The 22,812-nt window shown below is 59.8% G+C and carries 22 protein-coding genes and 2 pseudogenes; 9 read left to right on the forward strand and 15 right to left on the reverse strand.

Annotation, left to right across the window (positions count from 1 at the left end):
• A partial coding sequence (locus NJC38_RS27675) for a transposase (protein ID WP_253117987.1) occupies positions 1-630 on the reverse strand: 630 nt, incomplete at its 3' end.
• A gap of 14 nt (positions 631-644) precedes the next feature.
• Between NJC38_RS27675 and NJC38_RS27680 the strand changes: the two genes are divergently transcribed.
• Positions 645-857: a hypothetical protein gene (locus NJC38_RS27680; protein ID WP_253117988.1), complete on the forward strand. Its 213-nt coding sequence runs from the start codon at positions 645-647 to the stop codon at positions 855-857.
• A 13-nt stretch (positions 858-870) separates the two neighbouring features.
• Positions 871-1,986: a polyamine ABC transporter substrate-binding protein gene (locus NJC38_RS27685; protein WP_253117989.1), complete on the forward strand. Its 1,116-nt coding sequence runs from the start codon at positions 871-873 to the stop codon at positions 1,984-1,986.
• An 84-nt stretch (positions 1,987-2,070) separates the two neighbouring features.
• Here the strand turns inward: NJC38_RS27685 and NJC38_RS27690 are convergent, their stop codons facing one another.
• Positions 2,071-3,033, reverse strand: a complete 963-nt coding sequence (locus tag NJC38_RS27690) for a LysR family transcriptional regulator (protein WP_253117990.1) — start codon at positions 3,031-3,033, stop codon at positions 2,071-2,073.
• A 60-nt stretch (positions 3,034-3,093) separates the two neighbouring features.
• Here NJC38_RS27690 and NJC38_RS27695 point away from each other — a divergent pair, with 60 nt between their 5' ends.
• Both NJC38_RS27695 and NJC38_RS27700 read left to right on the forward strand, forming a co-directional pair.
• The gene (locus NJC38_RS27695; protein ID WP_253117991.1) at positions 3,094-3,837 is read left to right on the forward strand and encodes an SDR family oxidoreductase; all 744 of its coding nucleotides are present in this window, start codon (positions 3,094-3,096) and stop codon (positions 3,835-3,837) included.
• A gap of 102 nt (positions 3,838-3,939) precedes the next feature.
• Positions 3,940-5,325 carry a hypothetical protein gene (locus NJC38_RS27700; protein ID WP_253117992.1) on the forward strand — a complete coding sequence of 462 codons (1,386 nt, stop codon included), beginning with the start codon at positions 3,940-3,942 and terminating at the stop codon, positions 5,323-5,325.
• Positions 5,326-5,391: 66 nt separating this feature from the next.
• Here NJC38_RS27700 and NJC38_RS27705 read toward each other — a convergent pair whose 3' ends face one another.
• The 3 genes from NJC38_RS27705 to NJC38_RS27715 form a co-directional block, all read right to left on the reverse strand.
• Positions 5,392-7,071 carry a PQQ-dependent sugar dehydrogenase gene (locus tag NJC38_RS27705; RefSeq protein WP_253117993.1) on the reverse strand — a complete coding sequence of 560 codons (1,680 nt, stop codon included), beginning with the start codon at positions 7,069-7,071 and terminating at the stop codon, positions 5,392-5,394.
• Positions 7,072-7,144: 73 nt separating this feature from the next.
• Positions 7,145-7,474 carry a hypothetical protein gene (locus NJC38_RS27710; RefSeq protein WP_253117994.1) on the reverse strand — a complete coding sequence of 110 codons (330 nt, stop codon included), beginning with the start codon at positions 7,472-7,474 and terminating at the stop codon, positions 7,145-7,147.
• 64 nt (positions 7,475-7,538) lie between these two features.
• Complete coding sequence (locus NJC38_RS27715; protein ID WP_253117995.1) at positions 7,539-7,871, reverse strand: hypothetical protein; 333 nt, start codon at positions 7,869-7,871, stop codon at positions 7,539-7,541.
• A gap of 157 nt (positions 7,872-8,028) precedes the next feature.
• Here NJC38_RS27715 and NJC38_RS27720 point away from each other — a divergent pair, with 157 nt between their 5' ends.
• The gene (locus NJC38_RS27720) at positions 8,029-8,985 is read left to right on the forward strand and encodes a LysR substrate-binding domain-containing protein (protein WP_253117996.1); all 957 of its coding nucleotides are present in this window, start codon (positions 8,029-8,031) and stop codon (positions 8,983-8,985) included.
• Between the two features lie 9 nt (positions 8,986-8,994).
• Here the strand turns inward: NJC38_RS27720 and NJC38_RS27725 are convergent, their stop codons facing one another.
• Positions 8,995-10,110: a 2Fe-2S iron-sulfur cluster-binding protein gene (locus NJC38_RS27725; RefSeq protein WP_253117997.1), complete on the reverse strand. Its 1,116-nt coding sequence runs from the start codon at positions 10,108-10,110 to the stop codon at positions 8,995-8,997.
• A 1-nt stretch (position 10,111) separates the two neighbouring features.
• Positions 10,112-11,179 (reverse strand): aromatic ring-hydroxylating dioxygenase subunit alpha, encoded by a 1,068-nt coding sequence (locus NJC38_RS27730; RefSeq protein ID WP_253117998.1) that lies wholly within the window; start codon positions 11,177-11,179, stop codon positions 10,112-10,114.
• A 432-nt stretch (positions 11,180-11,611) separates the two neighbouring features.
• Between NJC38_RS27730 and NJC38_RS27735 the strand changes: the two genes are divergently transcribed.
• Positions 11,612-12,061 carry a hypothetical protein gene (locus NJC38_RS27735; RefSeq protein WP_253117999.1) on the forward strand — a complete coding sequence of 150 codons (450 nt, stop codon included), beginning with the start codon at positions 11,612-11,614 and terminating at the stop codon, positions 12,059-12,061.
• A 111-nt stretch (positions 12,062-12,172) separates the two neighbouring features.
• On the opposite strand, the pseudogene NJC38_RS27740 reads toward NJC38_RS27735, so the two are convergent.
• A pseudogene (locus NJC38_RS27740) lies at positions 12,173-12,781 on the reverse strand (transporter substrate-binding domain-containing protein); the annotation flags it as partial.
• Positions 12,782-12,900: 119 nt separating this feature from the next.
• Here NJC38_RS27740 and NJC38_RS27745 point away from each other — a divergent pair.
• From NJC38_RS27745 to NJC38_RS27755, 3 genes and pseudogenes are all read left to right on the forward strand, one after another.
• Positions 12,901-13,962, forward strand: coding sequence for a transposase (locus NJC38_RS27745; RefSeq protein ID WP_253118000.1), 1,062 nt, complete (start codon positions 12,901-12,903; stop codon positions 13,960-13,962).
• 17 nt (positions 13,963-13,979) lie between these two features.
• Positions 13,980-14,852, forward strand: a pseudogene (gene purU / locus NJC38_RS27750) (formyltetrahydrofolate deformylase); the annotation flags it as partial.
• A 157-nt stretch (positions 14,853-15,009) separates the two neighbouring features.
• Complete coding sequence (locus NJC38_RS27755) at positions 15,010-16,356, forward strand: gluconate:H+ symporter (RefSeq protein ID WP_253118001.1); 1,347 nt, start codon at positions 15,010-15,012, stop codon at positions 16,354-16,356.
• Positions 16,357-16,466: 110 nt separating this feature from the next.
• Here NJC38_RS27755 and accC read toward each other — a convergent pair whose 3' ends face one another.
• The 7 genes from accC to NJC38_RS27790 all read right to left on the reverse strand — a co-directional run bounded on the left by accC (position 16,467) and on the right by NJC38_RS27790 (position 22,741).
• Positions 16,467-17,828: an acetyl-CoA carboxylase biotin carboxylase subunit gene (accC, locus tag NJC38_RS27760; protein ID WP_253118002.1), complete on the reverse strand. Its 1,362-nt coding sequence runs from the start codon at positions 17,826-17,828 to the stop codon at positions 16,467-16,469.
• A 10-nt stretch (positions 17,829-17,838) separates the two neighbouring features.
• Positions 17,839-18,276 (reverse strand): acetyl-CoA carboxylase biotin carboxyl carrier protein, encoded by a 438-nt coding sequence (gene accB, locus NJC38_RS27765; protein WP_253118003.1) that lies wholly within the window; start codon positions 18,274-18,276, stop codon positions 17,839-17,841.
• 35 nt (positions 18,277-18,311) lie between these two features.
• Positions 18,312-19,076 (reverse strand): 5-oxoprolinase subunit PxpA, encoded by a 765-nt coding sequence (locus tag NJC38_RS27770; RefSeq protein ID WP_253118004.1) that lies wholly within the window; start codon positions 19,074-19,076, stop codon positions 18,312-18,314.
• Positions 19,069-20,013, reverse strand: a complete 945-nt coding sequence (locus tag NJC38_RS27775) for a biotin-dependent carboxyltransferase family protein (protein WP_253118005.1) — start codon at positions 20,011-20,013, stop codon at positions 19,069-19,071. The genes NJC38_RS27770 and NJC38_RS27775 overlap by 8 nt, the downstream gene beginning before the upstream one ends.
• A complete protein-coding gene (gene pxpB / locus NJC38_RS27780; RefSeq protein ID WP_253118006.1) occupies positions 20,010-20,765 on the reverse strand; it encodes a 5-oxoprolinase subunit PxpB in 756 nt (251 codons plus the stop codon). The genes NJC38_RS27775 and pxpB overlap by 4 nt, the downstream gene beginning before the upstream one ends.
• 20 nt (positions 20,766-20,785) lie before the next feature.
• Entirely contained in the window at positions 20,786-22,096 is a 1,311-nt protein-coding gene (locus tag NJC38_RS27785) for an MFS transporter (RefSeq protein ID WP_253118007.1), read from the reverse strand.
• A 219-nt stretch (positions 22,097-22,315) separates the two neighbouring features.
• Complete coding sequence (locus NJC38_RS27790; RefSeq protein WP_253118008.1) at positions 22,316-22,741, reverse strand: VOC family protein; 426 nt, start codon at positions 22,739-22,741, stop codon at positions 22,316-22,318.
• Positions 22,742-22,812 lie beyond the last annotated feature (71 nt).

Genomic DNA, 22,812 nt, shown 5'->3' on the forward strand with positions numbered 1-22,812 from the left:
TTCATGGCGTTTGAAGCTGTTCAGGGGTGCGTAGAACGAACCATCCGAAAGCGTGGCGAAGCGGGCAATGCCCATGTCGATGCCGACTGCCGCCCCCTGTGCCGTGGGCTGCTCATCGATCTGGCGTTCGGTCTGGATACTCACGAACCACTTGCCACACGACTGGCTCACGGTGATGTTCTTCACCGTGCCAGGCACCTCGCGGCTGTTGCGGTAGCGCAGCCAGCCCAGCTTGGGCAGAAACAGGCGGCTGTTGGTCTGGTCGAGCTTGATCTGTTTCGGGTCGGGATAGCGCAAGCTGTTGTTCTGCCCCTTCTTCTTGAACCGGGGAAAGTCGGCTCGCTTGGCGAAGAAGTTGGTGTAGGCCCGCTCCAGATCCTTGAGGCTCTGTTGCAACGGGTGAACAGGCGCATCGGCCAGCCATGCGGTTTGCGGGCTATGGCGCCACTCGGTCAGCAACTTGCACAGGCCCGCATAGCCGAGCTTGTTCTCGCCTTGCTCGTGGCGTTCTTTCTGCAACGCCAGCGCCTTGTTGAAGACGAAGCGACAGGAGCCCGCAAAGCGGCGCATTTGCCGCTCCTGCTGGCCGTCTGGCATGAGTTCGTACTTGAAGGCTTGAAGTCGTTGCATACTGCTCTTGATCCATGAGCAATGAAGACGCCATTAGGCGCGGACGGCACGGTGTTTTCAAGGTGCATGACCATGGGGTCTTTGTAACGAAATACCGCCGTATAAGGACATCTGTGTCGCCGTGTTACTGCGCATCATCCTGTGGCGGTGCGTCCATCGAACAGCAGCAGACACCCCACGGCAACCAGGGACGGCTACGCCGTCCACGCTATCCTTCCCCGCCCTGAACGGCGGGGCTTGATGGTCAAATCGCTCAAGCACACGCTGGCCGCCGCCCTATGCGCGGGCCTGGCCTGTAGTCTGGCCGCTGGTCTGGTGCAGGCCGACGAACCGCGCACTCTCAAGGTGTACAACTGGTTTGACTACATCACTCCACAGACCCTCACCGACTTCAAGCAACAGACCAAGGTGAATTTGATCTATGACATCTTCGATACCAACGAGGCGCTGGAAGCCAAACTGCTGACCGGCCACTCAGGCTACGACGTGGTGGTGCCGTCGAACATGTTTCTTGCCAAGCAGATCGAAGCGGGTGTGTTCCAGCCGCTGGATCGCAGCAAACTGCCAAACTGGCAGCATCTGGACCCAAAACTGATGAAGCTGCTGGATGCCAACGACCCCGGTAACAAGTTTGCGGTGCCTTACATGTATGGCACCATCCTGATCGGTTTCAACCCGGCCAAAGTCAAGGCTGCGCTTGGTGACAACGCGCCGGTCAACAGCTGGGACCTGATCTTCAAGCCCGAGAACCTCAGCAAGCTCAAGCAGTGCGGCGTGGCGATGCTCGACTCGCCCTCGGAAATCATGCCGCTGGCCCTGCAGTACCTGGGCCTGGACCCAAACTCCAGCAAGTCGGCCGACTATCAGAAAGCCGAACAATTGATGCTGAAGATTCGGCCTAACATCACTTACTTTCACTCCTTCAAGTACATGGCTGACATCGCCAACGGCGATATCTGCGTCGCCGTGGGTTACTCGGGCAGCTTCTCCCAGGCCGCCAACCGTGCCAAGGAAGCCAACAATGGCGTCGTGGTCGAGATGCGCCTGCCCAAGGAAGGTGCGCCCATCTGGTTCGATATGTTGGCCATCCCCAAGGGCGCGGCCAACCCGGAGGATGCCCATGCCTTCATCAACTACCTGCTGCGCCCGGAAGTGATCGCCCCGATCAGCGACTTCGTGGGTTATCCGAACCCGAACAAGGACGCCACCGAAAAGGTCGCCCCAGAGATTCGCAACAACCCGGACCTGTATCCCACCGAAGCTGCGATGACCACGCTGTATACGCTCAAGCCGCTCAACCGCGAAGGTGAACGGACCCGAACCCGCACCTGGACGCGGATCAAGTCGGGAACCTGAGTACAGCCGGCCTGCTGCCTTGCTCAAGCCCGCGACTGTCGGGCTTGGGTAATGACAAAGACCTTACGCTGCACCACTACCCCATCAATGCCCACCCCCCGGAAACCGGCGCCTATCCCCAAACCGCTCCAGCAAAAAGTCATACACCAGCCTGATTCGCTTCGGCACCGCTCCGGATCGCGTCCGGTACAACACCAGGTCCAGCGCTGGCGGCGCCCACTCAGGCAGCACTTCGACCAGCGCCCCGCGCGCTAAATGCGCCTGCGCCAGATACAACGGCACCTGAGCAATCACAGCGCCCTGCAACACCATCTCCAGCTCGGTTTCCGGGTCGTCGCAGATAAAACCCGGCTGCTCGGGTATGAAACTCTGATCATCGGCAAACATCCACGGCCAGCCGCGACCGGAGCGGCGATCCAGCAACAATGACAGCGGCAGCTCTTTCAGTTCGGCCACATTTGCAGGTGTACCCAGGCTGGCAATCAGCGCCGGCGCGGCAACGACGACCAACGGAACACTGGCAACCGTTCGGGCGATAAACCGGCGGTCGCGCACCGTACCTACCCGAATGCCGATATCAATCCTGGATACCACCGCGTCGGTCAGCTCGTCGTCCAGGCATAAATCGATGATGAGTTTGGGATATTGCTTGCGAAACTCGGCCAGATAGCCCGCCAGATACAACTTGCCGATTGCATGCGGTGCCGTCAGCCCCACCCGGCCCGTGATGCCCTCCCCGCTGACTTGATCCGCCCTGTCGAACAGCTGGTCGAAGCGCTCTACGGCCAGGCGGGCATCGAGGGCGAGTTGTGCGCCGAAATCGGTGATCTTCATCTGTCGGGTGCTGCGATGAAACAACGGCTCGCCGATGAGCCGTTCAAGCTCTTGTACCGCCCTGGTGACTTTCTGCGGCGATGTGCCGATCTGGTTTGCCGCCTCTCTAAACGAGGCGCAGTCAGCAACCGTGAGAAAGACGCGCACCATTTCAAGCCGGTTCAACATGGACGTATTCCGATTTATGGAATTTTCAAATCCTGAATATTCCATTCTCCGAGACAAAATCACAACTCATAATCGATGCCATCACCACCCACTGAGGTACACGAAATGAGCAAGAATATTGAAGGTAAAGTTGTTGTGATCACTGGCGCCAGCAGCGGTCTTGGCGAGTCGACTGCACGGCATCTGGCGAGCCTGGGCGCATCAGTGGTACTGGCAGCACGCCGGGAAGATCGCTTGAATGCGATTGTGCAAGACATCACTGCCGCTGGCGGCAAAGCCACAGCCCTTGCTGCGGACGTCACCCGCCGCGAGGACCTGGAGAACTTGATCCAGCACGCCGTGGCCAGCTTTGGCCGGGTGGACGTGATGATCAACAACGCAGGCCTTATGGCTATCTCGCCGATCGCCGAACTGCGGGTGGACGAATGGGACCGGATGATCGACATCAACATCAAAGGCGTGATGTACGGCATTGCCGCGGCTCTGCCGGTGTTTCAGAAACAGGACTCCGGTCACTTCATCAATATTTCTTCGGTCGCCGGCATCAAAGTGTTCAGCCCGGGAGGCTCGGTCTACAGCGGCACCAAGTACGCCGTACGGGCAATTTCCGATGGTTTGCGTCACGAGGTCGGCAAAAGCATTCGTACTACGACGATTGAACCGGGTGCCGTGGATTCAGAGTTGAAGTTTGGCAGCGGCCACGAGGCCAGCTCGCAGGCGGTGCAAGAGTTCTACAAGAGCGCCATCCCGGCCGAGTCGGTTGCGCGTGCCATCGCATTCGCCATCGAGCAGCCTGCAGATGTCGATATCAACGAAATCGTATTGCGGCCGACCTCTCAAGACTTCTGACAATGGGTATAGCGGAGCGCGATCTGGCTACGGATCGCGTTCCGTTTGGTCAGCCATACCGTTAAACTGCGCGCCCCGAAAAAATCAGCAAGGAAGCTTTGCATGCGTTCGCTCCTTAACGGCGCGCTCCTCACCATGAGTCTGGCCACTCCGGCGCTGGCCGCACCGCTCTCGTATGCAGTTACCGACCCCAGTGGCCAGTATCTGGTTGAAGTCCTGTTTCCAGAAGTGCCGCAGCGTCAGGGTGAACTTGCGCACGCGCTGATCACCTTGCGTGACAAGAACAGCCTCGAACCCCTGCAGCAATTTCAGACCCCGGCAGGAAATGTACCGCCCAACCGCGATGCATGGCTGCTCGGTCCGTCAGGGCTGGTGTACATCGCCGACTTCAATTCCGATGGTCGCCTTGATGTGGCGATTCGTAATGGCACGGACACCGTCACTGATAAGTCGCAGTTCGATATCTACGTGCAAGGCCCGGATAAGCCTCAATGGACCTTGAACCGTGCCTTGACGGATCTGGCCAGAGACGCTTTTACAGGCATGTTCTCGCTCAATCCTGCCGATGGTACGTTGCACACGCAAACCGATCGCGGCTGTTGCTGGACGCGTATGTCGCAATGGAGAGTTCGCGACGGCGAGCTGGTATTGCTCCACTCCTACACCCAGGAACAGGTTCCGGCGACCCCGTTCGGTGAGAACAACAGCATGCCCCGCGGGTACATGCTGCGTACCACGGGCGATTGGCAAGATGGCGTCTGGCAAGAAACACCGAGCCTGGAAGGCCCGGTCCATGAAGACCCGGAGTTACTCGCCGGAACCCTCAGCGGCAAGATTGCGGTAGAGATCTGGTTTCAGGAACAAGGCTCGGTCCTGATCGGCGAACTGCGCTATATCAAAAGTGGCAACGTTGAACCGATCAAACTGATCGGTTCCCGTGAGGATTATGACGAGCAAAGCCACGTCTACCTTCACGAATATGCCAATGACGGTAGTCGGACCGGCATCTGGCGGATGACCCGAGAGCGCGCCGAGCCGTATGGCTACACCGGCACCTGGGTATCCGGCGCGGTGGGCGACAAGCGTGAACTGCCCATTCGGTTGCGCCATGAAGATCGTGAAATCGACCTGCGCAAACTCGATGATGTTTCCCGTGACCTGCGCAGCGGCCATTATCAGATGCGCCGTGATTTCCTTGATCGTGACGGCGACCTGGACTTGAAAATCCTGCCCGAGCGCGATGCCCAAGGCCGGGAAATCGCAGAACTGACCGTGACGCTCAAGGATGCCAAGAGCAAACAGGTCATTGTCACCGAGCATCACGTCGTGCCCATGGAAACCGCCAACCTGATCATCGTCCGTGAACCGCAGGCACCGGCCAAAAATGGGCCCTATCACCTGCGCCTGGTGAAAGACTTCGTCGTTCTCGACTACAACTACGGCACGGACTCGCAAGACATGCTGACCGGCATGTATCGCAAGCAGTAAAAAGCGCCTGAGTATGTGCAGCGCTGCTGCTGAGGCAACGCTGTACCATTTAATCCTATGTCGAGGTCATCGGCAGTCGAAAACGCGGCTGATTTTCGAGGGGATGAGAAATACCGCGGCAGGTTGAGGTTGTTCCCCTACCCCGGGCCGGCCAGCAGGGGCCAGACGCAACAGGCTCCCATCCGGCCCATCAGTCAATACATAAATCAGGCCGTCAGGGCCTACTTTTACATCGCGCACCCGCTCGTTGCGATCTGACAGTAACAGTTGCTGGCCGACGATTTTGCCCTGCTCGCGAATCACCCGCCTGAGCGAGCGCTCCTTGAGGGCGGGCACCAGCATGTCGCCTTGCCATTCGGGAAAGGCGTCGCCGCGATAGATCGCCAGGCCCGCCGGAGCGATTGATGGCGTCCAGACCAGAACCGGGTCCTCAAAGCCTGGCAACCGGCGAAAAGGCGAGACGCTGGCAAAGGGGTAGTCGATGCCACGGGTCACCAGCGGCCAGCCATAGTTGCCGGCCGGCACCACACGATTGATCTCATCACCGCCGCGCGGGCCGTGTTCGGTGACATACAGCTCATTGTTGGCGGGGTCCACAGCGATGCCCTGCGCATTGCGATGCCCCAGGCTGTAAACCTGCGGTGCGGCACCGGGCCGGTTAACCAACGGGTTGTCGGCAGGCACCCTGCCGTCGCGATCCAGCCTGACCACCGTGCCCAGGTGGTTGCCAGGATTCTGCGCTTCTTCGCGCCGAGTGTTGCCGTCGCCCACCGTCAGCACCAGCGTCCCGTCCGCCAGAAACGCTATTCTGCCGCCGTTGTTACCCAGGCCAGGTTTGGGGCTTGAACTGAACAGCAGCCGGACGTCTTCAAGCCGGTTGTCTACCAGACGAGCCCGTACCAGCCGGGTGCCGTTCGCATCGGGCTCGCCATAGCCCATCGATAGAAATAGCGTCTGATTGCGTTCGAAGTCGGGGTCCACCGCCACTTCCATCAAGCCGATGATCCCGCCGCTATGCAGCACTGGCGGTACATCATTCATGGCAACCGGCTGCACGACGCCATTACCGGCCACAGACAACAGACGCCCGCCCATTTCGGTGACCAGCAGCCGACCATCAGGCAGCACTGCCACTGACCAGGGTCTATTCAGGCCACTGGCAACGGTTTGTACTTGCAGGTGGTCCGCAGGCAGCAAGGGCTGCCGGGGATCGGCAGGCGGCAGCATGGCAATAAAAGAGCTTGTCGGGATCGCCAGGCAGGCAACCACCAGTGCAGCGTACTGCCATTGTGGGGCCGGCCTGTTAGCGGTGCGTCGGGTTCGCCAGTGAAAGACCACGGCGCCCAGTACGCCGGTCAGTGTCATGAGCGCATAACCCGACAGGGTTCGGGTACCGGCCAAAGCCGGCATCGGAATCACCGAGCGCATCAACCAGAATGCAGTGCCCATGCCCACCACCGCGGCAATCATCAGCAGCGGCAACCTGGCCGCCGCTGACACACGCCTGGCCAGCCAATGCGCACATGACAAGGCGGGCAGCAATACCAAAAATGCCATGACCACCGAGACAGGCCCGTAACGTGCGAGGTCTTCGGCGGCGGTGAGCCAGCGCATGCTTGCCGCGACCGGTACACCCAGTTGCATCACCTCCGTGAGGACGATCTGAGTCTGTACCAGCGAGGCAGCAGCGCCAGTGGCTAGTGCGGCGATCAGTAAGGCGGACAGATTACGGAGAAACTGGGTCATCGGTACGTCCTTGCTTCTGCCAAAGCGGGTGTGTGCTGTGTGACAGCGCGGCGTCGAGACGGCGGCTGATCGACTACACCACCGCTCGAAGGTAGCCCTTGATCACCTGCAACGGCGGCTCCAGCGAGTCGAGGGTCTGCGCCGCATGAAACTCAGTGGATACACGCTGCAGCTCACGTCCGAGAGGCTTTTCGGCTCCGCCCATGGCGTCAAGGGCCAGCAGCAGGCACTCGTTGATCTTGTGCTGGATCATCGCCACATCGCCTCTGGCGATCAACAGTTCGAAGACGTCCCGCTGATAGTCACTCATCATCAGGTCATCGCGCAAAATCGGGCTTTGATCTTCCGTTTCGTAAGCCAGCTTGTGGCAAAAAAGAGCGACTGTTTCCAGTGCCGACTTCATGAGCCAGGTCCTTGGGAAAGTGTTTCTTGAGTTGGAGTAGAGGCTTGAAGATCTGAACGGCCAGTTACATTGACTTGACCGACACGACTTCCACATAGCGGAATTTCTTGCGGGCAGCCTTGGTGGCCTCTTGTTCAGCCAGCAGCGTGCTCAGCGTATCGGCTTCGTGAGTGATCTCGTGCATTTCTCCTTCAAACTCATTGCCCACCCGCAGTATTACCCGCATGCGAGGCGTGAACGCTTTGGCAGCCTTCTTCTTCGGGGCGGGCGCTGGCGGCTTGGCGAGCACGACCTCTGGGGCCGGTTGTGGTGCAACGGGGGCGTTGAGGTGCTCAGCGGGGGCAGGAGCACCAAACAATGCCAGGCGCATTTCTTCTTCAGTCAGATCAGGGGTCATGCATTCTCTCGGAGGGGGCCGTAGTCAGCTGGGGAGATTCTACCAGCATGTCTGGCTGCATCGGTTAGCGATGAGTTGCTATGGGGCTACGCTGCTGATTTCGGCACTGCCCGGATCAGTGGCAAACTGGCTGCCACACCACTGCCCAAGGACCATCATGGACAACCTGCCGCCCCTGCGCGCCCTACAAGTCTTCGACACGCTCGGCCGGTGCGGCAGTATTGCCGAGGCGGCGAAACGACTGGGTATTTCAGCTGGCGCGGTGAGTCAGCAAATGAAGCTTCTGGAAGACGCGCTTGGCATCACGCTGCTGGTCAAGGAAGGCAAACGTAACCGCCTGACCGCCGCAGGAAGTCGCTTTCATGAGCAGTGCTCTGATGCATTCGAGCGCCTGCGCATTGCCCATGCGGAAGTTGTATTGTCGCGCGACACCAGCCATTTGCGCGTCAGCGCCCTGCCCTCATTGATGTCCAGATGGCTGGCGCCGCTGGTCTTCGAATGGCAGCAAGCGAACCAGGCCGTCAATGTCTACCTCGATGGCAGTCACGCCGAGCCGCTGGCCAACGGTTACGAGATCGACTTTCGCGTCACCTACAGTGATCGGGCCATTGCTGCCGAGAACAGCATCGAGCTGTTGCGCGACTGCGTAGTACCGGTCTGCAGCCCGGAACTGTTGGGCGGTGACAGGTCAGGCCTGCAGCCAAATGAGTTGCTGAACTATCCGCTGCTTGCCATCGACTGGCTGCCCAAGTTCGCCTCGCCACCGTCCTGGCGAGACTGGTTCGAAAGCACCGGGGTTGACCTGGCCCGTTTGCAGGATGCTCGCCGGGTCTTCTCGCTTTCAGCCATGGCCATCGAAGCAGCGCTTGCAGGCCAAGGCTTTGTTCTGGCGCAGTACTCCATGGTCGCCAACGACCTGGAGGCCGGCCGTCTGCTCATGCCTGTCAGGCATGCCCTGCCGCTGCCGGCCGCCTATTACCTGACCTGGACCAAAAGCGCTTTCGACAAAGAGCATTGCCGCCGATTCCACCGCTGGCTATTGGCTCGTGGCAAAGAGCAGAGTCATGGCATTGAGGCGTTGCTGGCTGCAAGCTCCAGCGTCGTTGTTTCTTGAGCGCGCGGCTCAGCCCAGGTCCACGACCACTGAGCCCAGCGGGCGTGAACAGCACAGCAGCATCGCACCCTGGGCTGGCGGCTCAAGAGGCTCTTCGAAGTACTCCACCTGCCCTTGTCTCAGACCCACCTGGCATGTGCCGCATATCCCGGCCCGGCAATTGAATACCGGGGCCAGGCCGGCTTGCTCGGCGAGATCCAGCAACGAGTGACAGTCAGGGTTCCAGGCGATGCTGATCCCGGAGGGCAAAAACTTCACGGTTGATGCCTGTGCGGCTGAATCATCGACGTGTGGGGGCGTTGCAGGCTCGGCCCTTGTCGGCTGGGGTGCCTGTTCTTGTTCATCGCGCAGAACCGTTGCCGGCCCAAAGAACTCGTAGTGAATGCGCTCTGCGCTTATTCCCAGCTCACGCAACAGTCGCCAGTTGGCCTGCATGAATTGCGGCGGTCCACAGAGGTAGACCTCGTAGTCATCCAGCGGCAACAACGCCTGCAAGGTCTGCCGGCCGATCAATCCCTGGCTGTGGCAAGCGCCGCGCTCAAGGTCTTGGTCCGACGGATTTCGGTAGCAGAAATGCACGTCAATCCCCGGCCGCCGGTTAGCCAGCTCCAGCACTTCCTCGCGCATGGCATGTACGCGGCCGTTTTCGCAGGCATGGATGAAATACACCGGCTGCGCAGTGTTGCGGCTGAGCCAGTGCAACATGCTGACCATCGGCGTCAGCCCGACGCCGCCACTGAACAGCAGCACCGGTCGAGTGCTGTTCTGGTCAAGAGTAAAAGCACCCATGGGGCCGGCGAGCTGCAGGACATCACCAACTTGGGTCTGCTCATGCAAGAAGCCCGAAGCATAGCCATGCGGTAAATCGGGTCGGTCTACGGGGGCCGACTCTCGCTTGACCGAGATCCGCCACTGCGAGGTGTTCCCAGGGTCGCCTGACAGGCTGTAGTTGCGTATCACGCTGACGCCTTCGTGGTCGGCCAGACGAAGGGTCAGAAATTGGCCCGGAATGAAAACCGCAGCGGCGCCCTGTTCGACGGGTTGCAAACCAAACGAGGTGATGACCGCACTTTCCTGCGTTTTGGCAACAACCCGGTAACCACTGAATCCCTTGGATTGTTCCATCTCAGCCCCCCACTGCGCTGACCACAGGTGGCTGATGCGTAATCAAGCCGTTGTCCTGTTCCTGGGCAATCAGCCTGGCCAGATTGCGGCGAAACCGTAGCGGCCCAGCATCACTGGCCAGGTCAATGTTCGGGCTGCGCTTGTTGGTCATGCCCTGGTGAACAGCCGTCAGAACCACTCGGTCTTCGGCAAAGGCATGCCGCACATCCTCATCAAACTGCCGCGAGACCTCGGCATTGTCGGTATCGAAGTTGCGCACCTGAAACCAGTAATAGCGGGTGTTCGCCTCGTCGATCGGGGTCATGAAGTTATAGGAGTTCATCAGGAACACCTGCTCATGCAGGACGCCGTCATCAGTCCCGGTTCCTGCCGGCGTGAACACCGCCTTGATAATGGCCTGCGACGGATAGCGGACTTCATAGTGCTGCTTGCGATCACAGTTGCCGCTGAATTTGACGAACTTGGCGTAGAACGGCGCGACCTCGACATCACGCATCCAGCGCGACACGATCACCCCGTCATCAGTGACCGTGGTTTTGAGCGGCTCGCTGGCGCAGGCAGCGTTGCCGAACGAACTCTGATGCACCCAGGCAACATGCGCAGGATCAAGCAGGTTGTCAGTCACGTATAGATAGTTGCACGACACCACCATGCTATCGCCGCGGTTGAGCCCCCATTGCGGATCGCCCCATTCCGGCACGTCGCAGATCTTCGCCTGGTCGGCCTGCTCGATATCGCCCATCCAGATCCAGATCAGCCCGTAGCGCAGCGCCAGCGGGTAGCTGTGAACCCGCGCACCTTTGGGAATGTGCGTGCTGCCGGGCGCCTTTACACAACTGCCAGAGCAGTCGAAGGTCAGGCCGTGATAGCCGCACTCAAGCTGGTCACCGATGCGCCGGCCCATGGACAACGGCAACTTGCGATGCGGACAGGCATCTTCAAGGGCGACAGGAGTGCCATCGCTCTTGCGATACAGCACCACCGGTTCGCCCAGAATGGTCAGTGCCAGCAATTGCTCGCCCAGCTCCGTTTCGCTGGCCGCTACATACCAGGCATTACGCAGAAACATGGATAAGCCCTCATCTTTACGGTTATGGCAACTGCCACCCTATCAGTAGATGAGCGTTAAAAAATTAAGGGATGCTTTAGTTTTTCTAAAGTTTTTTTGCCCTGTGGCCGGGCGATTTGAGGCAATGGTTGATTGATTTTTTAGCCTGTAGGTCGCCTTGGACTTTTCGAACGCCCACAACAATCAAGGCGCGCGCGGTCCGGTGGTATGCCCCGGTGGGAGCGACCTTGGTCGCGAAGGCGGCGCTGAGACCCATCGCTATGTGCTGATTTTTCCGGCCCTTTCGCGAGCCAGCTCGCTCCTGCAATTTAAACGTGCCCATAAGCCTCGGGCCTGGCTTCAGTACATGCCAATCGACCTACACGATAGATTTTAAAGTCCAGCAATACCGCGCCGATGCCTACAAGGATATTCACAATGTGTAGGTGAACGATGAGCAATGTATTTCCCAGGCAACTCTGTATCGGGTTGGCTGTTGGTCTCTGCACCGTGTTTTCTGTGTCTCCGGCATTCGCGTTGTCAGACGGCTGTGCGGCTGTTAACGATTTATCGGGCGCCACCTCATTGTCACTTGCTAAAAATAGATACCCGGCATCGGATTTTTTAGCTGGAGATACCCTGACCTTGACGTTCACCGACAGTGGACAAGCCCACGGCGGGGACCCGATGAATGCCGACAGCGTCAGTCTTGCCCGCTACAATTTTTCCGGTTTCCAGACGTACAACGCTGCCCACACCAACAGCAGCACACCGCATCAGATCACTATTAGCGTTCCGGCTGGCAGTCTGGAGGCTAATGGCCTTGTGGTACGGGCCAGTACATCTCACGGTCAGATCAGCAATCTGGTGTTCAACTGCCAGCGCACACGGAATTTCGATTAGCGTGTCATCAATCACACCGGGCTGATAACGCCTGGCGGCAAACTGTTCATAACACGCTTGGCGCTGTAGCAGGGTCACCAAAGCGCCCAAGCGGTTTGTTTGAATAGATGATCAGCGAACCGGCGGACCGTACTGCAGGCCGCCCTGGGTCCATAGCGCATTGAGCCCACGCTTGATTTTAAGCTCACTGCCCTGCCCCAGGCTTCGCTCGAATGACTCGCCGTAGTTACCCACCTGGGCAACGATTTTCACCACCCAGTCATTCGGCAAATTCAAATCCTTGCCCAGTGCCCCTTCGACGCCCAGCAGGCGCGCCACGTCAGGGTTCTTGGTGGTCCTGGCCAGTTCATTGACATTCTTCGAAGTGACACCCAGCTCCTCGGCGTTCAGCCAGGCAATCTGGGTCCAGCGCACGACCGAGTACCACTCTTCGTCACCACGCCGCACAGCGGTGGTCAGTGGCTCTTTGGAGATGACTTCAGGCAGGACCACGAAATCATCAGGCGCAGCGAGTTTCAGACGCTGACCATAGAGCTGTGACTGGTCGGCAGTGAGTACATCGCAGCGCCCGGACTCCAGGGCTTTAAACGACTCATCGGAGGTGTCGAAAGAGATGGGCGTGTATTTCAAGCCGTTGGCGCGGAAGTAATCAGCCAGATTGAGTTCCGTCACAGTGCCGGCCTGAATACAGAAGGTCGCGCCATCCAGCTCCTTGGCACTTTTTACCAAGCTGGCGCGAAAAGCCCCTTCCTTCAGGTGGGGGATGAAAGCGCCACCGCGAAGCGGTCATAGGGGTTAACATCCCAAAAACCGCCCCTATTCTGTGTTTCATGACCGAAATGAAAGCGACCAAAACCCTCAAGGTTCGAGTGCGGGATAAGCACGCAGCGCAGCTGCGTGAAGCTTCTCGTGCTGTGAATTTTGTGTGGAACTACGTAAACGAGTTGAGCAGCCGCTCGATTCGTGAGCGTGGTCGTTTTCTGTCGGCGTTCGACATTCACAAGTACACCAACGGGGCCGGCAAAGACCTGGGACTGCACAGCCAATCGGTGCAGGCTGTTGCCGACGAATATGTCACACGGCGCAAGCAGTTCAAAAAGCGCCAGCTACGCTGGCGCTGCTCGGGCGGCGCTCGGCGCAGCCTGGGTTGGCTGCCCTTCAAGGTCGGCGCTGCTGTCTGGAAAAACGGCCAGGTCGTCTTCAACAAACAGCACTTCAAGGTCTGGGACAGCTACGGCCTGGCGGGTTTTAAATTCAGATCCGGTAGCTTCAACGAGGACAGTCGTGGACGCTGGTATTTCAACGTCGTGGTCGAGGTCGACCGGCAGTTATCGCCAGGCCAGGACGCGGTGGGTATCGACCTCGGACTGAAAACCACGGCCACCTGCAGCGACGGTGATCGCCTTGAAAGCGGCAGGTTCTACCGGGATCTGGAGAGCGCCCTGGGCACGGCCCAGCGCGCCGGCAAGAAGGTCCGAGTGCGGGCGATTCACGCCAAGATTGCGAACCGCCGCAAGGATTGCCTGCATAAGTTCAGCAACGCGCTGGTCGCGCGTTGTGGCGTCATTGTTGTGGGCGATGTGAACTCACTGAAACTCGCGAAAACCAGGATGGCCAAGTCGGTACTGGACGCCGGCTGGGGCCAATTGAAAACCATGCTGGAATACAAATGCGATCACGCAGGCACGGTTTTCAAGGTTGTCAGCGAGAGAAACACCACCCAAACCTGTTCGAGCTGCAAGCAATTGCCAGACTCGAGGCCGAGAGGTATCGCAGGGCTTGGAATAAGGGAATGGACTTGTTGTGGGTGCGGTGCCACCCACGACCGCGACGTCAACGCCGCCAAGAACATTCTCGCGCTCGGGCATGAGCGTCCAGTTGTGGGAATCTCGGCCCTTTAGGGCGGGGAGGATGTCAAGTACTTTGCGTTACCTGCCCGTCGATCCGCGGCGTGACGGCGGACCTCACCGCTTTTCTGTCGAGCCGCGGCTGCAACATTCGCGACAGCGCCCAGTTCGACGACGAAAGCACCAACCGCTATTTCATGCGCCTGACTTTCCGCTCCGAAGAAGGTCGCTCGTTGCAGGATCTGGAGAAGGAATTTCAGCCGCTGGTTGAGAAGTACAAGATGCACCACGAATTCTTCGATGAGCGCACCAAGCGCAAAGTCATTCTCATGGTCTCGCGCTTCGGCCACTGCCTGAACGACCTGTTGTACCGCTGGGGCATCGGTGCACTGCCAATCGACATTGTCGGGGTGATCTCCAATCACCTGGACTTCCAGAAAGTCGTCGAAGGTCATGGCATTCCCTATCACCACATCAAGGTGACCCCGCAAAACAAGGCCCAGGCCGAAGCCGAGCAGATGCGCATCGTGCGGGAAACCGGGGCGGAACTGATCGTGCTGGCGCGCTACATGCAGATCCTCTCGGATCAGATGTGCCAGCAGATGTCAGGGCGCATCATCAATATCCACCACTCGTTCCTGCCTTCGTTCAAAGGTGCAAGCCCGTACAAGCAGGCGTTTGACCGTGGTGTGAAGCTAATTGGCGCCACCTCGCATTTCGTCACTGCCGACCTTGATGAAGGGCCGATCATCGAGCAGGACATCGTACGTATCAACCATGCGATGAGCCCTGACGATTACGTCTCACTGGGCCGCGACGTTGAGAGCCAGGTGCTGGCCCGGGCTATTCACGCCTACGTGCATGGCCGGGTATTTCTGAACCGGAACAAGACCATCGTGTTTGCGCCTTCGGCTGACTCCTACAGCGCTGAGCACATCGGCTGATAGCCCCTTTCAAACCTCCCGGCTGCCGCTGGCAGCGCTACACCCTCTGTGCCTGGGGCCCCGTTGCCAACGGCCCGGTGTGGATCCCGGCTGCCTGCAATCTGCGGTGGCCGGGCCATTCGCGGCACCGATAAAACAACAAGATGCGAGACATACAATGCAAGAAACTAGCTGGTTGTTAGGGGTTTTGTTCGCCTCCATTGCGCTGATCATTTTCCTGATCATGAAAGTGCGACTGCATGCGTTCATCGCGTTGATCATTGCCTGTTTCGTGGTCGGGTTCGGCTCGGGGATGCCGGCAGCCAGGATCGTCGCTTCGCTGGAAGCCGGTATCGGCGGGACGCTGGGCTTTCTTATTGCGATTATCGGCCTGGGCGGGATCCTCGGCAAAATGCTGGAGGAGTCCGGCGGTGCCGAGCGCCTGGCCAAGACCCTGCTGGACAACCTCGGGCCGCAACGCGCCCACTGGGTCATGGCCATTGTCGGGGCGGTTGCCGGTATTCCGGTGTTCTTCGAAGTCGGCTTCGTGCTGCTGATTGCGCTGGTGTATGTGGTCGCCCGTGAAACCCGGATCAACTTGATGTACCTGGGTATCCCGCTGGCCATCTCGCTGCTCACCATCCACTGCATTCTGCCGCCCCACCCCGCCGCCATGGCGATTACCGGAATGCTGCATGCCGACGTGGGCAAGGTGATTCTTTACGGCCTGCTGGTCGCTGTGCCAACCATTATCATCGCGGGCCCCGTCTGGGTCAGGCTGTTCTGTAGCCGCAGCGCCAGTGATCATCAGCAAGCCTTTCTTGCCTCCCACGGCGCATCCGCGCAAGTGCAGCGCGTGCTGCCCGGCATGGGCATCACCCTGTTCACCATCGCCCTGCCCTTGCTGCTGATGGTCGGTAAAACCGCAGCCGCTGGTTTACCAAACGACTCGCCCGTGCAACATGTGGCGCAGTTCGTGGGCAATCCACTTACCGCACTGATGATCTCCGTAGCATTCGCCTACTGGTCGCTGGGTTTGCGCCAGTCGCGCAGCATGGCTGAGCTGCTCGATACCACACAGCGCAGCTTTCCGGCGCTGGCCAATATCATCTTCGTCATCGGTGCCGGCGGTGCCTTCAATGCCGTGCTGATCGAAAGCGGTGTAGGCAAAGCCATATCCGGCTTGTTGGCCGGCACTGACATCAACCTGGTTATCCTGGCCTGGTTTATCGCCTGGCTGATGCACTTCGCTGTCGGCTCGGCCACCGTCGCCATGGTCAGCGCTGCCAGCATGATCAGCCCGATGCTGGCCGCTGACCCGAACCTGAAACCGGAGATCCTGGTGATTGCAATCGGTGCCGGCTCGATTGGCTGGGCCCATGTAACGGACTCCGCGTTCTGGGTGGTCAAGGAATACCTCAACGTTTCGCTTGGAGAGGCACTGAAGAAATTTACCGGTGCAACTCTGGTCGCCTCGCTGGTGGCCTTGTTGGCGACCCTGACCCTGAATTACTTTGTCGGCTGAATAACGGGCCAGGGAAGGCATTAGCTCAGTGCGCCGAGTACGTGCTCTGCGGCCATGGAAGGATTTTTGAGAACTACGGTCCTGGCCGTGAATGACATGACTCCGTCAGCTCAGACCTTATCCTGAGCCAGCAAATGCTCCAGATAATGAATATTCACCGCGCCTTTCAGGAACCCCGGATCGCGGGTCAGGCGGCAATGCAGCGGGATATTGGTCTTGATCCCGTCCACCACCAGCTCCTCCAGTGCATTGCGCATACGCGCCATGGCTCCATCGCGGGTCGGCGCATGGCTGATGACCTTGCCGATCAGTGAATCGTAGTTCGGTGGCACGCGGTAGCCGCTGTACAGGTGGGAGTCAACGCGAATGCCGTTGCCGCCGGGTGGGTGGTACTGCTGCACTTTGCCGGGGCTGGGCATGAAAGTGTCGGGGTCTTCGGCATTGATCCGGCACTCCAGGGCATGGCCGAGCACCTTTACATCGGCTTGCCGGATCGACAATCGATTGCCGGCTGCGATGCTGAGCATTTCCCTGACAATGTCCACGCCGGTAATCATCTCGGTGACGGGATGCTCGACCTGTACTCGGGTGTTCATCTCGATGAAGTAAAAACGGCCATCTTCATAGAGAAACTCGAAGGTCCCGGCGCCGCGGTAGCCGATCTCGATGCAGGCCTCGACACAGCGTTGCAGCACCTGCGCCCTCGCCTGTTCATCGATATCCGGCGCTGGCGCCTCTTCCAGTACCTTCTGATGGCGGCGTTGCAACGAGCAATCGCGGTCATACAGATGCACCGCATTGCCCTGCCCGTCCGAAAGCACCTGCACCTCAACGTGGCGCGGGTTGCCGAGGAACTTCTCCAGGTAGACCATCGGGTTGCCGAACGCCGCGCCGGCCTCGCTGCGGGTCAGTTTTGCCGATTTGATCAGGTCATCTTCGTGGTGCACGACGCGCATGCCACGGCCGCCCCCGCCTCCTGCCGCCTTGATGATCACCGGGTAGCCCACCTCGCGGGCAATCGCCAGCGCCTCGTGCTCATCCTCCGGCAGAGGACCGTACGAGCCTGGCACCGTGGGCACCCCGGCCCGCTTCATGGCAGCCTTGGCCGAGACCTTGTCACCCATCAGGCGAATCGTCTCTGCCTTGGGGCCGATAAAGATGAACCCGGATTGCTCGACCTGCTCGGCAAAATCCGCGCTCTCGGCCAGGAAACCATAGCCAGGATGAATGGCCGTTGCGCCAGTCACCTCGGCGGCGGCGATGATCGCCGGCACGTTGAGGTACGACCTGGCCGAAGGTGCCGGGCCGATGCAGACAGTTTCGTCGGCCAGGCCCAAGTGCATCAGTTCGCTGTCGGCGGTGGAGTACACCGCCACGGTTTTGATGCCCATTTCCTTACAGGCCCGGACGATGCGCAGGGCTATTTCGCCACGGTTGGCGATGAGGACTTTATGCAGCGTTTTGCTCGACATCCCGCGCCCCTCAGACGATGGAAAACAGTGGCTGGTTGAATTCCACCGGCTGGCCATCTTCAACCAGGATCGACTCAATGGTGCCGCTGGCCTGAGCCTCGATGTGGTTCATCATTTTCATCGCCTCGATCAGGCACAAGGTTTCGCCCTTCTTCACTTGCTGGCCGAGCTGCGCGAACGCCGGGGCATCCGGTGAGCTCTTGCGATAGAACGTACCGACCATGGGGGCAAGCAGAACATTGCCTTTGAGTGTTGGGTGCGCAGACTCAGGCTCGCTGGTTGGGGTTACCGGGGTTACGGGTGCGGCTGAACTGTTGTGGTAATGCTGCACCGGGGTCCGGTTATGCCGGCTGACCCGAATCGAATTGTCGCCTTCCTTGATTTCGAGTTCGTCCACATCAGACTTTTCCAGGATGGAAATCAGCGTATTGAGCTTTTGAAGGTCCATGGGCTTTTATTCTTTGAGAAATGGATAGAAAAGGGTCAGGTCAATTGCGGGGCACGCACGGTTACGCCCTCGCGGATCAGCGCCTGGCGGATGGCCTGGGCAAAGCCGGCGGCGCCAGGCTGGTCACCGTGAATGCAGAGGGTGTCGGCGCGCACCGGCACTTTGCTGCCGTCGACGGCCAGCACATAACCTTCGCGCAGCATGCATAACACCTGGGCCACGGCCTGCCCGGCATCGGTGATCATCGCGTTGGCCTGACTGCGTGGGGTCAGTGAACCATCGGGCTGGTAAGTGCGGTCGCCGAACACTTCGTGCCGTACCGGCAAGCCCACGGCTTGCGCAGCATCGGTGAGTGCGCTGTTGGCCAGACCATAGAGATACAACGCCGGGTTGAAGTCGCGTACCGCCTCGCAAATGGCCCTGGCCAGCAGCGGGTCGGCCGCCGCCTGGTTGTACAGGGCGCCATGGGGCTTTACATGCTGCAAGGTCGTGCCCTGGGCCGAGACGAAAGCGCTCAAGGCGCCGATCTGAAACAGCACGCACTCATAGGCTTCATCGGGGCTCAGGCTCATCTTGCGGCGACCGAAGCCCTGCAGGTCAGCAAAGCCCGGATGGGCGCCGATGGCGACCCCGTTTTGTACGGCAGCAGCGACTGTCTGGCGCATGATCCGCGGGTCACCGGCATGAAAGCCACAGGCAACGTTGGCGGAGGTGATCTGCGCCAGCACCGCCAGGTCATCGCCGGCCTGGTAGCGGCCGAAGCCCTCGCCCAGGTCACTGTTGAAATCGATCTCAGGCATGCGCGTGCTCCAGTTGGGTCAGTAGCCGGGCGTGCTTCACCGCAAGGCTCTGCGCCGCTTGTATTGTGGTCAGCTCAAAGCGCACCGCATCGCCGGGCAAGCGCTGGGCCAGCAATGGCAGGTCGACGCTGATGACATTGGCGATGCGCGGATAGCCACCGGTGGTTTGCCGGTCCGCCATCAGCACAATGGGCTGGCCGCTGGGCGGCACCTGTAGCGTGCCGAAGCTCACCGCCTCGGACAGCAGCTCCAGGGGTTGCTCAAGCGTCAAGGGATCACCTTGCAGGCGATAGCCCATTCGCTCCGAGTCATTGCCGATGCGGTACGGGCTGTTAAGCAGGTTGTGTCGGGCTTGCTCTGTGAAGTGTTGCCACTCACCACCGGCAATCACCCTGATGGGCCGGTCGGCTTCACCCTCAACCGAACGTGTCAGTGCTGCTGGCAGCACGATCCGTGGGGCGTTGCGAAAGCTTGATGCAAAGCCCAGCCGATCCCCCGCCAGCAATGCCCTGCCCAGCACACCGGCATAGGCGCCGCGCCGATAAGTGCTGACACTGCCAAGTACGGGCTCGACAATGAAACCACCTGCGACCGCCAGGTAGGCCCGTGCACCGAACCGGCGCTGACCAAACTCCAGCAATGACCCTGGCCTGGCCACAACCGCCTGATTGGGTGGCAGTACCTGGCCATTGAGCCTGGCCCCCAGGTCAGCGCCGGCAAGCGCAATCAGGGCTCTGGCATCGAAGCGCAGCAGCGGCCCTTGCAGGGTCATTTCCAGCGTGCCGCTGTCCAGCCGGTTGCCCACCAGCAGGTTCGCCAGTTGCTGGGCCTGGGCATCCATGGGGCCGTTGACCGGCACGCCAATATGTTGATAGCCGCTACGGCCTGCATCCTGAAAGGTGGTGCAAAGGCCCGGTTTGAGTACTTCAAGGCTCATCGCTGGCGCTCCTGTGTCTGGATCGACTCAAAGGTCGCAGGCGCAATGGGCACGAACCTGATCTTGTCGCCACTTTGCAATAGACAAGGCTCGCCCCGGCCGACATCGAACATCGTCAGCGGTGTGCGGCCAATCAGGTTCCAGCCCCCAGGCAACTCCAGCGGGTAGATCACCGACTGGCGGTTGGCCAGGCCGATGCTGCCAGCCGCCACTTTGGTGCGGGGCGTGGTTCTGCGCTGCGGGTTCAACTGCTCGTCCAGCACGCCAATGTAAGGATGGCCCGGCGCAAAGCCGAGCATCAGCACATCCAGCAACTGCCCCGAATGCAGCTCGATCACCGCTTGCGCAGTCAGCTTCAGCGAGGCGGCGACCTCTTCAAGGTCCGGGCCATAGTCACCGCCGTAGCACACCGGAATCTCTATCAGCCGTGGCTCGTACATCTGGCTTGTCGAGGCTTTGCGCAGCAGCGCTTCGAGCTGCGCCTTGAGTGCATCAAAGGGGCTTTCATCAGCCTGGCAGTGCACCCGCTCCGGGCGGTAATGCACGCCCACCGAGATCATTGCCGGGACGATATCGGTGACCCCGGCCAGTTCCTGCTTCATTACTGCGTCGTTGAGTTGTCTGGCACATTGTGCGACCAGGCGGTTGGCCTGGTTGCTCAACACCTCGCCAAACTTCAGGATCAGGCAGCTATCCCCGGCCGGGAACAGCTGCCACTGCCCGGCAGCTTCGCTGTCGAGGGGGGCTGTCATCTCTAATAAGCTCATTTCGATTATCGCTCAAGCTGGTGGCCGGCGGTTTCCTTGAGAAACAGCAAGGACAACAGACTCAGCAGTGCAGCACCGGCAAGGAAGTAGCCAGGCATCAATAGATTGCCGGTGGCGCTGATCAATGCCGATGACATGAACGGCGCCAGGCCGCCCCCCATGATCGCACCGAGGTTGATGGCAATCGCCATACCGGTGTAGCGGATGCGGGTCGGGAATTGTTCGGCGTAGGTGGGGTAACCCACTGACTGAATGATCGGCATTGGCAGTGTGGCGATCAGCAAGGCCAGTGCCGCGAGCCAGACCGGGGCACCGTTCATCAACATCATCATCGGAATGACCAGCACGATATAGCCGGTAAAACCGATCGCCAGGGTACGACGGCGGCCCAGGCGATCCGAAACCCCGCCCCAGAACGGCATCATCGCGGCGACGATGAAGCTGATGCTGGCGATCATCCAGTAGACGTGGGATTTCTCGAACTTCAGGTAAGTGGTCAGGTAGATGTTCATGAACACGATACCGATGAAGTAACCGACGTTCTGCCCGAACGCCAGAATCACCACCCGTGCCACCTTGCCCAGATGCTTGCTCAGCACCTCACGCACCGGCGCGGCCGGCGGTTGGTCTTTTTTCAGAAACTCCTGGTACTCGGGTGTTTCTTCGACGTTGTGGCGCATCTTGCAGGACAGCAGCACCAGCGGGATGCACAAAAAGAACGGAATCCGCCACCCCCAGGCTTGCAGGGCTTCAGGGCTGAGCAGCAGCGTGACGATCCCGCAGACACAGGCCGCCGTACCGCCGCCAAGCGCCACACCAACCGGTGTAAAGGAACCAAAGAACCCTCGCCGGTGCGAGGGGGCCGACTCGGCAACAAAGGCCGCAGCGCCGACCACTTCCGCCCCGGCAAAAAAACCTTGGGCGAGCCGGATCAACACCAGCAGGATGGGCGCAACGATCCCGGCCTGCGCGGCGGTCGGCAGAAAGCCGATCAGGGCGGTAGAAACCCCCATGCCAATCACGGTGGTCAGCAACACCCCCCGACGGCCGATGCGGTCGCCCAGCCGACCGAGGATGATTCCGCCCAGCGGACGGGTCAGGAATGCACTGCCAAACACGGCCAGCGAGGCCAGTAATGCGGCGGTGGGGTTACCACCTGGAAAGAACAGCGGTGCGATAACCGCCGCCATGTAGCCGTACACACCGAACTCGTAGTACTCAACGGCAGTACCGGTGCAGGCAGCGATCGCCGCTTTGCGGCTGACCGCCGGGTTTTCAGCGGTTTCAGGGGGCGAATCAGAGCCGGCAGCAGCCACAGCGGCTGCTCCCTCTTGGGATATCACGCGAGACATAGGTCACCATTCACTAAACCAACGGATTGTTAGCAAGGCGGTCAGGCCGCCTGTTTTATATGTTTGCGGGGACGCAAACCGGTTGTGATGGGCAGTAATCAATGTGCCGACAAAGGCGCTCGGCTGTTTCTTGTTCTGGTGCAGCAGCGGCACTGGCTGTGCTGTCCAGTGCCGTCTCATCGCTTACTTGGCGAACAGCAGGCTCATGTCCTTGAACGCTTTGAACTCCAGGGCATTACCGCACGGGTCAAACAGGAACATGGTGGCCTGTTCGCCGACCTGGCCTTTGAAGCGCACGTAAGGCTCGATCACGAATTGGGTTTCGCGCGCTTTGAGACGGTCAGCCAGCGCTTCCCATTCATCCCAGCTCAGGATGATGCCGAAGTGCGGCACCGGTACGTCATGGCCATCGACCGGGTTGGTGTGAGCGGACTCCTGGCCGGCCGTCTTGGGGTGCTCGTGAATCACCAGTTGGTGGCCATAGAAATCGAAGTCGACCCAGGTCGCCGCCGAACGGCCTTCAGGCAAGCCAAATGTTTCGCCATAAAACGCGCGTGCCGCAGGAAGGTCGTAAACAGGAATCGCGAGGTGGAAAGGAGAAAGGCTCATCAGTGACTCCGGACTTTATCGTTTTATTGGACGCTTCAGGCCGCGCGGGCCTGGCGCCCGACTGCATGCCG

It is taken from the genome of Pseudomonas sp. 21LCFQ010 (assembly GCF_024129905.1).
Taxonomy (GTDB): Bacteria; Pseudomonadota; Gammaproteobacteria; order Pseudomonadales; family Pseudomonadaceae; genus Aquipseudomonas.